11 protein-coding genes are annotated in these 12,545 nt (G+C 72.7%); 5 read left to right on the top strand and 6 right to left on the bottom strand.

What is annotated here, in order from left to right:
• Positions 1–14 precede the first annotated feature (14 nt).
• Positions 15–242 (top strand): PLDc N-terminal domain-containing protein, encoded by a 228-nt coding sequence (locus BMZ92_RS03705; RefSeq protein ID WP_091504199.1) that lies wholly within the window; start codon positions 15–17, stop codon positions 240–242.
• On the opposite strand, the gene BMZ92_RS03710 is transcribed toward BMZ92_RS03705, so the two are convergent.
• Positions 194–2,863 carry a cation-translocating P-type ATPase gene (locus BMZ92_RS03710; protein ID WP_091504200.1) on the bottom strand — a complete coding sequence of 890 codons (2,670 nt, stop codon included), beginning with the start codon at positions 2,861–2,863 and terminating at the stop codon, positions 194–196. The two genes, BMZ92_RS03705 and BMZ92_RS03710, sit on opposite strands and share 49 nt — an antisense overlap.
• Positions 2,864–2,970: 107 nt before the next feature.
• Between BMZ92_RS03710 and BMZ92_RS03715 the strand changes: the two genes are divergently transcribed.
• Positions 2,971–3,507, top strand: a complete 537-nt coding sequence (locus BMZ92_RS03715) for a GNAT family N-acetyltransferase (RefSeq protein WP_091504201.1) — start codon at positions 2,971–2,973, stop codon at positions 3,505–3,507.
• Here the strand turns inward: BMZ92_RS03715 and BMZ92_RS03720 are convergent.
• Together BMZ92_RS03720 and ppsA are read right to left on the bottom strand one after the other, a co-directional pair.
• Positions 3,488–3,919 (bottom strand): universal stress protein, encoded by a 432-nt coding sequence (locus BMZ92_RS03720; RefSeq protein ID WP_091504202.1) that lies wholly within the window; start codon positions 3,917–3,919, stop codon positions 3,488–3,490. The genes BMZ92_RS03715 and BMZ92_RS03720 overlap by 20 nt on opposite strands.
• A 7-nt stretch (positions 3,920–3,926) precedes the next feature.
• The gene (gene ppsA / locus BMZ92_RS03725; protein WP_091504203.1) at positions 3,927–6,188 is read right to left on the bottom strand and encodes a phosphoenolpyruvate synthase; all 2,262 of its coding nucleotides are present in this window, start codon (positions 6,186–6,188) and stop codon (positions 3,927–3,929) included.
• 169 nt (positions 6,189–6,357) lie between these two features.
• On the opposite strand from ppsA, the gene BMZ92_RS03730 reads away from it, so the two are divergent.
• Together BMZ92_RS03730 and BMZ92_RS03735 are read left to right on the top strand one after the other, a co-directional pair.
• Positions 6,358–6,822 (top strand): universal stress protein, encoded by a 465-nt coding sequence (locus tag BMZ92_RS03730; protein WP_091504204.1) that lies wholly within the window; start codon positions 6,358–6,360, stop codon positions 6,820–6,822.
• Between the two features lie 11 nt (positions 6,823–6,833).
• The gene (locus BMZ92_RS03735; RefSeq protein ID WP_091504205.1) at positions 6,834–7,058 is read left to right on the top strand and encodes a hypothetical protein; all 225 of its coding nucleotides are present in this window, start codon (positions 6,834–6,836) and stop codon (positions 7,056–7,058) included.
• A 275-nt stretch (positions 7,059–7,333) separates the two neighbouring features.
• Here BMZ92_RS03735 and BMZ92_RS03740 read toward each other — a convergent pair whose 3' ends face one another.
• Both BMZ92_RS03740 and BMZ92_RS03745 read right to left on the bottom strand, forming a co-directional pair.
• A complete protein-coding gene (locus tag BMZ92_RS03740; RefSeq protein ID WP_091504206.1) occupies positions 7,334–8,428 on the bottom strand; it encodes an acetate/propionate family kinase in 1,095 nt (364 codons plus the stop codon).
• Between the two features lie 8 nt (positions 8,429–8,436).
• Positions 8,437–11,079 carry a bifunctional acetate--CoA ligase family protein/GNAT family N-acetyltransferase gene (locus BMZ92_RS03745; protein WP_091504207.1) on the bottom strand — a complete coding sequence of 881 codons (2,643 nt, stop codon included), beginning with the start codon at positions 11,077–11,079 and terminating at the stop codon, positions 8,437–8,439.
• Between the two features lie 203 nt (positions 11,080–11,282).
• On the opposite strand from BMZ92_RS03745, the gene BMZ92_RS03750 reads away from it, so the two are divergent.
• Complete coding sequence (locus BMZ92_RS03750) at positions 11,283–12,077, top strand: hypothetical protein (protein WP_245782865.1); 795 nt, start codon at positions 11,283–11,285, stop codon at positions 12,075–12,077.
• Here the strand turns inward: BMZ92_RS03750 and BMZ92_RS03755 are convergent.
• Entirely contained in the window at positions 12,059–12,502 is a 444-nt protein-coding gene (locus BMZ92_RS03755) for a DUF488 domain-containing protein (protein ID WP_177228521.1), read from the bottom strand. The two genes, BMZ92_RS03750 and BMZ92_RS03755, sit on opposite strands and share 19 nt — an antisense overlap.
• Positions 12,503–12,545 lie beyond the last annotated feature (43 nt).

Here is a 12,545-nt window from a genome sequence, read left to right on the forward strand (position 1 = left end):
GGCAGTCTCGCCGCATGACTCACCGCAAGCTCAGCGCCCCGCAGGTCTCCGCGCTGGCCGGGGCCGCGCTCGTGCAGTTCGGACTCGCCGGGTTCGCCTGGTGGGACCTGTCCCGGCGGCCCGCGGCCGCGGTGCGCGGCTCGAAGACGGTGTGGGCGTTCGCGATCGCCGTGAACTTCGCGGGACCGCTGGCCTACCTGCGGTTCGGCCGCCGCCGCGTCCCCGGCGTTCCGGCGGTGTAGCGCCTCAGCCGGATCCACAGCAGCTTGTCCGCCTCGACAACCGCGAACGCGAGCACGGCGGCCGCGAGGATCCGCAGCCATGCGCCGGCCCCGATCGGCGCCGTGTGGAAGATCGTGTTCATGGCGGGCAGGTAGGTGAACAGCACCTGCAGCCCCACGGTGATGCCGATGCCCACGGCGAGCATCCGGTTCCCGCGCGGCCAGGCCCGCACCACCGGGTGCTCCAGCGACCGGCAGCTGAACAGGTAGCCGATCTGCACGGCCACGAACAGGTTGATCGCCACCGTGCGCGCCTGCGCCACGGACGCGCCGCCGCCGAGCTCCCACCGGTACGCGGCGAAGGCGGCCACCACCAGCAGGAGCGAGATCAGGCCCACGCGGCGGAACAGGGCCGGCGTGAACAGCGGCCGGTCCGGCGGGCGGGGCGGGCGCGTCATGAGGCCCGGTTCCTTCGGCTCGAAGGCGAGGGTCAGCCCGAGGAACACCGCGGTGGTCATGTTGATCCACAGGATCTGCACCGGCACGATCGGCAGCGTCGCGCCCAGCAGGACCGCCGCCAGGATCACCATGCCCTCGCCGATGTTGGTGGGCAGCGTCCACGCCAGGAACTTGCGCAGGTTGTCGAACACCCCGCGCCCCTCCTCGACCGCGGACTCGATGGCGGCGAAGTCGTCGTCGGTCAGCACCATGTCCGCGGCGTCGCGGGCCGCGTCCGTGCCGCCGCGGCCCATCGCGACCCCGATGTCCGCCCGGCGCAACGCGGGCGCGTCGTTGACCCCGTCGCCGGTCATCGCGACGATGTGACCCGCGCCCTGGAAAGCCTTGACCAGCCGGAGTTTCTGGCCCGGCGACACGCGTGCGAACACGGTCGTGCGCGCTGCCGCGGCGGGTAGTTCCCCGTCCGTCAGCTCGTCGAGCCCCGCACCGGTGAGCACCACCGGCTCGTCCGCCAGGCCCACCGCCCTGCCGATCGCGCGGGCGGTGCCCGCGTGGTCCCCGGTGATCATCTTGACCGCGATGCCCGCACTGTGACAGGCGGCGATCGCGCCGGCCACCTCCGGCCGGGGCGGGTCCTGCATCGCCTGCAGGCCCAGGAAGGTCCAGCCGCCGCGGTCGACGAGCGCGGCGAGCGGCTCCTCACCGGACCGGAACCGGGCGAACGCCAGCACCCGCAGGCCCCGCTCGGCGAACTCCCGCTGGAGCCGGTGGGCCGCTGCCGCGTCCAGCGGCCCGGTGGAGCCATCGGCGCGCAGCTCCCGGTCGCACCGGGCGAGGATCTCTTCCACCGCGCCCTTCGCGTAGCCGACTCCGCCCGCGTGCGCTGTGGCCATCAGCCGCCGCTCCGGTTCGAACGGCACGAGGTCCACCCGCGGGTGCCGGGCCCTCAGCTCCGCCGGGTCCAGTCCGGCGCGCTCGGCGGCCGGCACGAGGGCCGTCTCGGTCGGATCGCCCTGGGCGCTCCAGAGACCGTCCACGCGGGACAGTGCCGCCTCGTTGCACACGACCCCGGCCGTCAGGCACTCCCGGACCGCCGGGTCGTCCGGCAGGTTCCCCGCGTCCACGGTGCGGCCTCCAGCGGCCACCGCGGTCACCGTCATGCGGTTCAGCGTGAGAGTGCCGGTCTTGTCGGTGCAGATCACCGTGGTACCGCCCAGGGTCTCCACCGCGGGCAGGTTGCGCACCACCGAGCGGCGCCTCGACATCCGCACCACGCCGATCGCGAGCACGATCGACACCGCCGCCGGCAGCCCCTCGGGAATCGCCCCGACCGCGAGCGCGACCGCGGCGGTGAACATCTCCGCGACGCCCGTGCCGCGCACGAGCCCCACGGCGAACGTGAGCACCGCGATCACCACAATGCCGACACTCAGCTGTTTCGAGAAGCCCGCGAGCTTGCGCGTCAACGGCGTGGCCACCGGGCCGGCGGTGGCCACCATCCGCTGGACGGCCCCGAGCTGGGTGGCCGCGCCGGTGGCGGTGACCAGCGCACGCGCGGATCCCCGCGTCACCATGGTCCCCGAGTGGGCCGTGTTCACCCGGTCCGCGAGCGCGGTGGCCGGCGGCAGTTCCCCCGTCGTCTTCGCGACCGGCAGCGACTCGCCGGTCAGCGCCGACTCGTCCACCTCGAACAGATGCGCCTCGACGATCCGCACGTCCGCGGGAACCTGGTCCCCCGCAGCGAGTTCCAGCACGTCGCCGGGCACCAGGTCCTCGGCGGGCACCCGCGCGGCCAGCCCGTCGCGGACGACCGTGGCGTGGGTGCGCACCATCCGGGCGAGCGCGTCGAGCGCCCGCCGAGCGCGGGACTCCTGGACGTAGCCGATCACCGCGTTGAGCACGACCACCCCGGCGATCACCGCCGCGTCCGGGTAGCCGCCGAAGACCGCCGTGACCACTCCCGCGACCAGCAGCACGTACACGAGCGGATCGCGGACCTGCGACACCAGCCGCCACAGCACCCCGTGGCCGGGCGGGGGCTCCAGTGCGTTCGGGCCGTACCGGCCCGCACGATCCCGCACCTGGCTCGCGGTCAAGCCCCCGCTGGGGTCGGTGCCGAGGTGCTCGGCGCTCTCGCGGACGGTCAGCGCGTGGAAGCCCGCCGTGGCGTCGACTGTCTGCATGCGGCAACGGTCCCGCGTCCCCGGCGATCACCACTGTGGCCGTTCTGCCCGGATCCCGGGGACCAACGACCTTTCCCGCCACCGTCCGCGCACGCCACACTCGGGCGGTGCACGGAAATGAGCCTGAGCCGCCGACCGGGTTCCGGCGGTCGCTGCGCCTGCGCGACGGGCGCGAAGTCGTGATCGCGCCGTTGACGGCCGGCGACGCCGAGGAGCTCGGCGACGCGCTGCGGCACGCCGACTCCGAGACGCTGTACCGGCGCTTCTGCGGCACGCCGCCGAAGGTCACCCCCGAGCTGCTGCGGTACCTGACCGAGCTCGACTACGTCCGCCGCTTCGCGCTCGTCGCCCGCGACCCCGCCGGAAAGGGTGTGGCGGTCGCGCGTTACGAAGCCACCGGTGCGCCTGGTGTCGCCGAGGTCGCCGTCGTGGTCGCTCCCGGCTGGCGCGGCAACGGCTTGGCGAGCGCGCTCCTGCGGATGCTCGCCGAGGCGGCCCAGGCGCGGGGGTTCACCGGGTTCACCGCGCTGTACCTGGCCGACAACCGTCCGGTGGCCGAGCTGCTGGCGTCGGTGCACGGTGCGCGGGTGATCAGCGACGGCATCGCCGAGGCGACCGCCCGGCTCACTTCGCCTCCAGGCTGACGGCGCCGTCGCGAGCGGTCCGGCCGGCACACCGCACCGGCAGGATGACCACCGGGCAGGACGCGAACCGCAGGCACTGGGCGCTCACCGAGCCCAGCAGCGCGTGCAGCCCCAGGCCGTGCCCGTGGCTGCCGAGCACCAGCAGGTCCGCGTCCTCCGCGGCCGCGAGGAGCACCTGAGCGGGATCGCCCACGACCGCCCGCGTACCCACGGTCACGGCCGGCGGCCGCGTCTGTCCCACCAGTTCGTCCAGCGCCAGGCGGCTGCCGCCGACCGCGGGCGGAGACGCACAGGCGGTCACGGCCACCACCTCCGTGCCGGTGGCGGCCGCGTAGCGCATCGCCCACCGCAACGCGGCGGTGGCCGAAGCCGATCCGTCCACACCGACGATGAGAAAGCGCTTACCGCTCATGGCGTACCTACCGCAACCCCTGCGCGTGTTCGAGCACCACGCGCCGCTCCGCCGAGGCGATCACGCCACGGGCCGCCGCCACCGCGTCCGGGTTGACCGAGATCGACGTGATGCCCGCCCGCACCAGGTGGTCGGCGAACTCCGGCCGGTTCGACGGGGCCTGCCCGCACAGCGACGAGGTGATGCCCAGCGCCCGGGCCTTGGACACGATGCCGCCGATCGCGTCGAGCACCGCCGGATCGGCCTCGTCGAACAGCTCCGCGCACTCGGTCGAGTCACGGTCGACGCCGAGCATCAGCTGCGTCAGGTCGTTGCTGCCGATGGACACCCCGTCGACGCCGAGCCCGACGTACTCCGGGAGCCAGTACAGCACCGAGGGCACCTCGGCCATGACCCAGCGGTGCAGCCCGCGCTGGCGCCCGAGCGGGCTCGCGTCGACCAGCCGCAGGCACTCCTCCAGCTCCCACTTGGTGCGCACGAACGGGATCATCAGATGCAGGTTCGGCGTCTGCTCACGCACGCGTGCCAGCACCTCCAGCTCCAGCGCGAAGAGGTCGGGCTGGCGGACGTAGCGGTAGCAGCCGCGGTAGCCGATCATCGGGTTGTGCTCCTCCGGCTCGTAGGCCGTTCCGCCCACGAGGCCCCGGAACTCGTTGCTGCGCAGATCCGTCGCCCGGTAGACCACGGGCCGCGGTGCGAACGGCTCGGTGATCTTCAGCAGGTACTCGGTCATTTCGTCCACAAAGGACTGCTGCTCGCCGTGCGCGAGCAGGTCGCGCGGATGCCGTCCTCCCAACGCCTCGGTGAGCATGAACTCCGCGCGCAGCAGCCCCACCCCGTCGACTCCGGGCAGGGCCGCGGCGTGCTCGGCCTGCTCCGGCATGGCGAGGTTGACGTACATCCGGGTTGCGATGGCTTCGACGGCGGCCGAGACCTCGACCGTCACCGGCTGGGTGCGCGCTGGTGTTCGCCGGGCTCCGGCGGTGATCTCTCCTGTCCCGCCGTCGACCGTGACGAGCTGGCCGTCGGTGAGCAGTTCAGTCGCCCGCTCGGTGCCCACGACGCAGGGCACGCCGAGCTCCCTGGCGACGATCGCGGCGTGACAGGTCATGCCGCCGCCGTCGGTCACCAGCGCGGCGGCACGGCGGATCGCCGGCACCCAGTCCGGGTTGGTCATCGGGGCGACGAGGATCTCCCCGTCGCGCAGCTGCTTGCCCTGCTCGGGACTGGTCAGCACGCGCACGGCACCTCCGGCGAGACCGGGCGACGCGGCCAGGCCGCGCAGGATCGGCTCGCCAGGCGTGGACGGACCGGCCGGCAGCGTGGTGATCGGCCGGGTCTGCACCAGGAACACCGCGCCGCCGTTGTCGATCGCCCACTCCATGTCCTGGGGACAGCCGTAGTGGTCCTCGACGCGGACGGCGAGGCGCGCCAGCTCCAGGACGGTCTCGTCGCCGAGGACGCGGCGGTGCGCGGCGGGCTCGGGCAGGTCCACCCGGGCGTCCCGCCCGTCGGGCCCGCGCACGATCTTGTACTTCTTGTCGCCGATCCGGACGTCCTCGACGTGCAGCTCGCCCTTGGCCACGACGTACGAGTCGGGTTCCACCGACCCGCTGACGAGCGTCTCGCCCTGCCCGAACACCGCTTCGACGACCAGCCGGTCCCGGTCGCCGGTGCGGGGGTCGGCGGTGAAGATCACCCCGGCGCGCTCGGCGCGCACCATCCGCTGCACCACCACGGCGATGGCGGGTTCACCGGTGAAGTCCCGCTCGGCTCGGTACGCCACGACGCGCGGCGAGAACGCCGACGCCCAGCAGTCCACGAGCCGTTCCAGCACGGCGGTTTCCCCTGTGGTGTTGGTGAAGGTCGCGTTCATCCCGGCGAACGAGGCGTCGGCGCCGTCCTCCCCGGTCGCCGAGGAGCGCACCGCGACGGGCACGTCCTCGCCGAGGCGGGCGTAGGCGGCCACGACCTCGTCCCGTGCCCCGGGTGACAGCGCCGCCCCGCGCACCATCTTCTGCATCTGCGCGCAGTTCTCGGTCAGCCGGTCGGAGTCGTCGGCGGCGGCGAGCGTCTCGGCGTGCAGGCGGGCCAGGTCCTCGCGGATCCCGCTGTACTCCATCGCGGCCCAGTACCCCTCCCGCAGCACCGTGAAGCCGGGCGGGACGGGGAACCCCGCCGAGGCGAGCTCACCCAGGTTGGCGCCTTTCCCGCCCGCGGATTCGGCGTCCACGGCGCGGAGCTCTCCCAGATCCTTGACGACGGCCATCGTGCTCCTCCTGGTGTTCCGGGCGACGTTGCTGCCAGCGTCACCACGCGCGGAAGCGGGGACGAGGGCCCGAAGTCCTCTGGGACGAGGCCTCCCGGCATGACCTTCGCCTCTCCCGCCCCGTGCCCGCGGCGCGCAGGCTGGTGGCGAACCGGAAAGGGAGGAAGCCATGGCGCGCAAGCGAAAGATCGTCGTCGGTGTCGACGGTTCCCCGCAGAGCGAGGCCGCGCTGCGCTGGGCGGTCGGCGAGGCCGCCGCGGACCGCGGCGAGGTCCGCGCGGTGCTCGTGCGCGCACGGGACGAACTGCTGCCCGGGACGTCGTACGCCATCCAGCCGCACGGCCGCCGACCAGTGGCCCAGGACGAGGACTACGCCGGCCTGCTCCGGGAGAGCGTGCGGAAGACGCTGCAGAACATCGAGAACCCGCCGCTCGTCGAGGACCTCGTCGCCGACGGCGACCCGGCCACCGAGCTGATCAAGGAATCCAGCGCGGCCGACCTGCTGGTCGTCGGCTCACACGGCGCCCGGATGGTCACAGAGCTGTTGCTCGGCAGCGTCGCGACGCAGTGCGTGCGCCACGCTCACTGCCCCGTGGTCGTCCTCACCGCCGAGTCCGCACAGCGACTGTCCTGAAAGGACCGGCGATGGCGAGCACCAGTCCGCGCATGCCCGAACCGGAACGCCGTGCGAGAGCGGTGCGGACCGTTGCGGGTCACGCGAAGGATGCCGAAGACCTGGTCGAGCTCCTGGACATGCTCGGCCTCAAGGCCACCGACGTCCACCCGCGACCCGAACGGCCCCAGGCGCCGCGGCAGCACAACAAGCACCTGTCGATCGCCGAGCTGGGCGAGCTGCTGCAGCACATTTAGACTCGGACGCGATGAGTAGCATCGAGATCAGGCCGGTCCCTCGGCCTCACGATGAGCCCGCCAAGACACGTTGTTGCTGGCAGGCGAGCTGATTGCCATCGATGGCGGGAAATGTGTGCTGCACTACCTCCGGAGGCACCCGGTCCGCCGGGCCGCGCGCACCAAGCCGCGTGGACGGTCGCGACGTCACAGCGTTCACCGCCGTCGCGTCCCAAGTCGCCGTTGACAGCCGGGACGGAGCGCGACAACTTCGAAGTCCCTGACCGGCGTGAGCCTCACGCCGGCGCCGTCGCCCCCAGCAGGGCCGCCGCTTCGCGGGCCAGTTCCAGGTCCTCCCGCGCGGTCACCGCGAACAGCGTCACCGGCGCCTCCGGCGGGCTGATCACCCTGTCGCCACTGCCCGCGAGCCGCGCCGGGTCGGTCCGCAGCCCCAGCACGCCAAGACCGTCCACCAGCTCGCCGACGAGCCCGGGCTGGTGCTCGGAGACGCCGCCGGTGAACACGACCGCGTCGAGCCGGTCCAGGCTCGTCACCGCGGCTCCGATCTCGCGCCGGAGCCGGTGCAGGTAGACCGCGACCGCGGTCTCCGCCGAGTCCTCCCCCGCCGCCCGTACCGCCAGCACCTCGCGCAGGTCCCCGCTCGTTCCGGTCATCCCCGCCAGGCCCGAGCGGTGGTACAGCGTGTCCGCCAGGCTGTCGACATCCGCCTCCCCGGTCGTGAGGACGTGCAGCAGCAGCCCGGGATCCACCGAGCCAGACCGCGTGGCCATCACCGCGCCTTCCAGCGGCGTGAAGCCCATGGAGGTGTCGACGCTGCGGCCGTTCCGGATCGCCGTCACCGACACGCCCGCGCCGAGGTGGCAGCACAGCATCTGCACGTCGGACGCCGCGAGCAGCTCGGCGCACCGGCGTGCGGAGTACTGACACGACAGCCCGTGGAAACCGTAGCGGCGCAACCTGTTCTGCGCCGTCCACGCGCGTGGGAGCGCGTAGCGGGACGCGGCCTCGGGGAGTCCACTGTGGAACGCGGTGTCGAAGCAGGCGACGACCGGCAGGTCGGGTAGTGCGGCGCGGACCAGCCGGGCGATGTCCACCGACAGCGGCTGGTGCAGCGGCGCGAGGGTGCCAAGCCGCTCCAGCTGCCGCAGCAGTTCGCTGTCGACCAACGCGGGACCGGGGCGTGAGCCACCGTGCACGAACCGCACGGCGATCGCCTGCGGGCGTCCCCAGCGCTCGATCGCCTCCCGCACCGCGCGTTCGTCCGAAACCGCTTCCGCGGCGGCCCACGTCTCGGCGTGCACCGACTCGCCGTCCTCGACCAGCGACACCTTCATGCTGGACGAACCGGGGTTCAGGGTCAGGATGCGCATGCTTCTCCTCAGGTCCGCAGTCGCCGCAGGAACGGGTCGGCAGGGGTGCGCGGCTCGATCCGGATGCGCGCGTCGAGCGCGAGGCACCCATCACCGCCGGCCACGAGGGGGTTCAGATCCAGCTCCGCGACCTCCGGCAGCAGCTCCGCCAGCCGGCTGACGCGCAGCAGCACGTTCCGCACCGCGTCCCGGTCGAGCTGCCCGCCGCCGAACAGTTTCGTCGACGAGCGCAGGCCGTCGAGCAGGCGATCGGCGTCGGTCGCGGTCAGCGGTGCCAGGCGCGCCGCCCGGTCCGCGACCACGTCGGTGTCGGTCCCGCCGAGACCGAACACGACCAGCGGGCCGAACACCTCGTCCGAGTTGATCCCCACCAGGAACTCGCGCCCCCGCGCGGCCATCGGCTGCAGCACGACCCCGCGCCAGCCGGCGCCGAACTCCCGCCGCCAGGCGGCCACGATCGTCCGCACGCGCGCCTCGTCGGACACATCGAGCGCGACACCGCCCTGGGCGCTCTTGTGCAACATCCCCTCGACGTCGGCCTTCAGCGCCACCGGCCGCGCCAGGTCGGCGAACGCCGCGACGGCCTCGTCCTCGGTCCCGGCGTAGCGGGTTTCGACGAGCGGGATGCCGAAGCAGCCCAGCACGTCCACGACCTCAGGTGGCGCGAGCCAGCGACGGCCTGCCGCGAGGTACGAACGCACCAGGGACGCCGCGCGCGAAGCGTCCACATCGGACAGCTCCGGTGCGGGCACGGCCGGTGCCGCCCGCCACCGCGCGTACCGCACGACGTGCCCGAGTGCCGCGGCGGCGTCGGCGGGATCGGTGTAGCTCGCGGTCACCGGCCCCTGCTCGTCGGCGAGCGGTTCGACGTGGGCGAGCTGCCCCAGGCGCACGGCGAGCACCGGTTTACCCGCCCGGCGGATCCGCGCGGGTACCGCGGTCATCGGATCGCCGAGTGCGGTCGGCACCGTCGCGGCGAGCACGGCGTCCACCTCCGGGTCGGCGAGCACCGCGTCCAGGCACGCGCCGAAGGTTTCGGCAGCAACGGCCGCGGTGGTGTCGATGGGATCGGCCAGGGAAGCCTGGGCCGGCAGCAGCGCACGCAGGGTGTCCGCCGTTTCCGGCCGGATCCCGGGAAGGACCAGCCCGTGCCGCACGCAGGCGTCGGCCGCGAGCACCCCGGCACCCCCAGCGTTGCTCAGGACGGCGACCCGGTTGCCCGCCGGAAAGGACTGCCACGACAGTGCGGCGACGGTCTCGACCAGTTCGCTGATCGTGTCCACGGCGATCACCCCGGCCTGCTCGTAGAGCGCATCGCGGGTGACCGCCGGAGTCGCCGCGGCGGCCGTGTGCGAAGCGGCGGCACGCTGAGCCACCTCGGTTTCACCGGTGCGGATCGCCACCACCGGTTTGTCCCGCGCGAGCATCCGGGCGAGCCGGCTGAACTTGCGGGGGTTGCCGAACGACTCCAGGTACAGCACGGCGATCTCCGTCGCCGGGTCGCGCAGCCACCACAGCAGCAGGTCGTTGCCGCTGACGTCGTACTTGTCGCCTGTGGACACCAGGCTGGACAGCCCGAGTCCCAGCCGGCGCAGGGACTCCAGCAGCGCGATCGCGAACCCGCCCGACTGGCTCACCACGCCGACCGGGCCCGCCGGTACCGTGCCGGGCACGAACGTGGCGTTCAGCCCGGCTCCCGGGTCCGCGACCCCGACGCAGTTCGGGCCGACCAGGCGCATGCCGTAGGTGCGGGCGGCGGTGACGACGCGGTCGCCGAGCTCGGTGCCCGTCAGCCCGGCCGAGATGACGACCACGGCACGGACACCGCGTTTCCCGCACTCCTCCACCGCTTCGGGCACGGCCGCGGCGGGCACGCAGACGACCGCCAGCTCCGGGCACTCGGGCAGCTGCGGCACCGAAGGCACGCATGGCACTCCGGCGACCTCCGTGGCATGCGGGTTCACCGCGAACAGTCGCCCAGGAAAGCCGCCATCGAGCAGGTTGCTCAGCACGGCACGCCCCACCGAGCCGGTACGGCGGCTCGCCCCGACCACCACGACGGACTCCGGCCGCAGGACCGACTGCAGGCTCGCGACGTCCGCCACCCGCTCCCGCTCGGCGAGCGCGGTCCAGTAATCCTCGCCGGGTTCCAGCACGATGACGAACTCCCGCTCCGGACCGCCGCGGCTCATCCGGTAGGGCAAGCCCAGATCGGTGAAGACGCGGAGCATGCGGTTGTTTTCGGCCATCACCTCCCCGGTGAACCGGCGGATGCCCTGGTTCCTGGCCAGCGACGCGAGGTGCTCCAGCAGCAGCGTGCCGACACCGTGCGCCTGAGCCCGTCCGTCCACGGCGAGCGCCACTTCGGCTTCGGTGGGATCGGCCGAGACCTCGAAGTGCGCGACGCCGATGAGCCGCTCACGCCGGAACGCGCCCACGGCCGCGTGCCGGGGCCCAGCCTCTCCGGCGATCTGCGCGCACAACCGGTCCAGCCCCGAGGGCAGGCCGAAGAACCGCAGGTAGCGGTCGCGATCGCCGAGCCCCTCGTGCAGGGCCAGAACGGCGGCGGTGTCCGGAGGGTGCAGGGGCCGCACGAAAACGACCTCGCCGTCGGCCAGCACGGCACTGGTGCCCGCGGAGGTAGGAGGCATGCCTTCAGAGAACCGTCAACCGCCCCGGCCCCGACGCGGCCGGAGTCCCCCAATGGCGATGACCAAGGTCCCTCGCGCCGGGGTCAGGCGCCGATCACCCGGCTGCCGGATTGCACACTGATCAACCGGACCCGCACGGTGGGAGGTCGCGGCCGTGGGGAGGCGGGATGAGCCAGGAAAGCTTGTTCGGACCGGGTGAAACCATGACGGGCAAACCTGCCGGCGACCAGTGGCAGGTGCTGCGCGTCCTGATCACCGTGAAAGCGGCTCCGAACCCGTCGGCGACCTACGGTGAGACCGTGTGCGTCGCCGGCATCCGGCTCGATCTCGCCAGCCCCGGCTGGGTTCGGCTCTACCCGATCAACTTCCGCGATCTCGAGAGCGACCGTTCCTTCAGGAAGTACGACGTGGTGAGAGTCCGCGCGCGGCCCGCACGCAACGATCCCCGCGTGGAGAGCTGGCGCCCGGACCTGCACAGCCTGCGCGTCGAGAGGCACCTGAACCCGTGGAACCCCCGTCGCCCCCACGTCGAGCCGTACCTGGGCGGGACCATGTGCGAACTCCTCGCCGCTGTCCGGTCGGCTCCGCCCGCTCGGTCGCTCGCCATCGTCCGGCCCGCGCGGATCGTGGGCCTGGACATCGAACCCCACCCGGGCTGGAACGAAGACGACCGCGCGAAGATCGACCAGTACGTGAGCCAGCTCGACCTCCTCGGCACCGAGCGCAGTGCACTGGAAGCTCCGAGACTGCGGGGCTGGTACCGCTACCGCTGCGACGCCTCCTGCCGTGGGCACCGCCAGGGCATCCTCGACTGGGAGTTCGTCGCGTTGCAACGTCGTCTGAACCACCTCGACGACGACGCCCTCGCCCGCGAATTGCGCGCCAGGTTCCTCGGGCAGCTCTGCGCTCCCGGCCGGAACGCCGCCTTCTACGTCGGCAACCAGGCGAAGCGGCAGCACGTCTTCAGCGTGCTCGGGGTCTACTCGCCGCCCCGGTGAGGATCCCGAGTCTCCCGCAACCGCTGTTCGACCAGGTTCAGCACGACGTGCCGGTGGCAGCGCTGCTCGTCGGCCTCGAAACACAGCACCGCGACCTTGGACTCCCGTGCGAGGTCGACGAGTTCGGACAGTGCCGCCTGGCTCGCGGGGTTCCGCTCGATGAGGTCGGCATAGGTGCTGCGAGCGGCCGCCAGCTCGTCCACCTTCCCGGCGAAACCCGGCCGGTTCTCCTTCGGGTTTCCCAGTGCCGGGCGGTGGAGGTACCGCACACCCGCCTCTTCGAGAGCGGCCGCCAGTGCGCGCTTGCTGAAACCGCGTTTACGGGACAGCGGCGTCAACCGCACATCCACCAGCAGCTCCGCGCCGGAGGCACGCAGATCGGCGACGAAACCGCCGACGTCGCGACCTTCATAACCCACTCCCATCACACCTCGACGCGCTGCCACGCCCGCCACCCTTTCACAGGCG

The organism is Amycolatopsis sacchari, from assembly GCF_900114035.1.
In the GTDB taxonomy this organism is placed as follows: domain Bacteria; phylum Actinomycetota; class Actinomycetes; order Mycobacteriales; family Pseudonocardiaceae; genus Amycolatopsis_E; species Amycolatopsis_E sacchari.

Excerpts from the sequence above, each read along its gene's own strand:
- BMZ92_RS03705 (WP_091504199.1), top strand. The coding sequence starts at position 15 with ATGACTCACCGCAAGCTCAGCGCCCCGCAGGTCTCCGCGCTGGCCGGG.
- BMZ92_RS03710 (WP_091504200.1), bottom strand. The coding sequence starts at position 2,863 with ATGCAGACAGTCGACGCCACGGCGGGCTTCCACGCGCTGACCGTCCGC.
- BMZ92_RS03720 (WP_091504202.1), bottom strand. The coding sequence starts at position 3,919 with ATGAGCGGTAAGCGCTTTCTCATCGTCGGTGTGGACGGATCGGCTTCG.
- ppsA (WP_091504203.1), bottom strand. The coding sequence starts at position 6,188 with ATGGCCGTCGTCAAGGATCTGGGAGAGCTCCGCGCCGTGGACGCCGAA.
- BMZ92_RS03730 (WP_091504204.1), top strand. The coding sequence starts at position 6,358 with ATGGCGCGCAAGCGAAAGATCGTCGTCGGTGTCGACGGTTCCCCGCAG.
- BMZ92_RS03735 (WP_091504205.1), top strand. The coding sequence starts at position 6,834 with ATGGCGAGCACCAGTCCGCGCATGCCCGAACCGGAACGCCGTGCGAGA.
- BMZ92_RS03740 (WP_091504206.1), bottom strand. The coding sequence starts at position 8,428 with ATGCGCATCCTGACCCTGAACCCCGGTTCGTCCAGCATGAAGGTGTCG.
- BMZ92_RS03745 (WP_091504207.1), bottom strand. The coding sequence starts at position 11,079 with ATGCCTCCTACCTCCGCGGGCACCAGTGCCGTGCTGGCCGACGGCGAG.
- BMZ92_RS03750 (WP_245782865.1), top strand. The coding sequence starts at position 11,283 with ATGACGGGCAAACCTGCCGGCGACCAGTGGCAGGTGCTGCGCGTCCTG.
- BMZ92_RS03755 (WP_177228521.1), bottom strand. The coding sequence starts at position 12,502 with ATGGGAGTGGGTTATGAAGGTCGCGACGTCGGCGGTTTCGTCGCCGAT.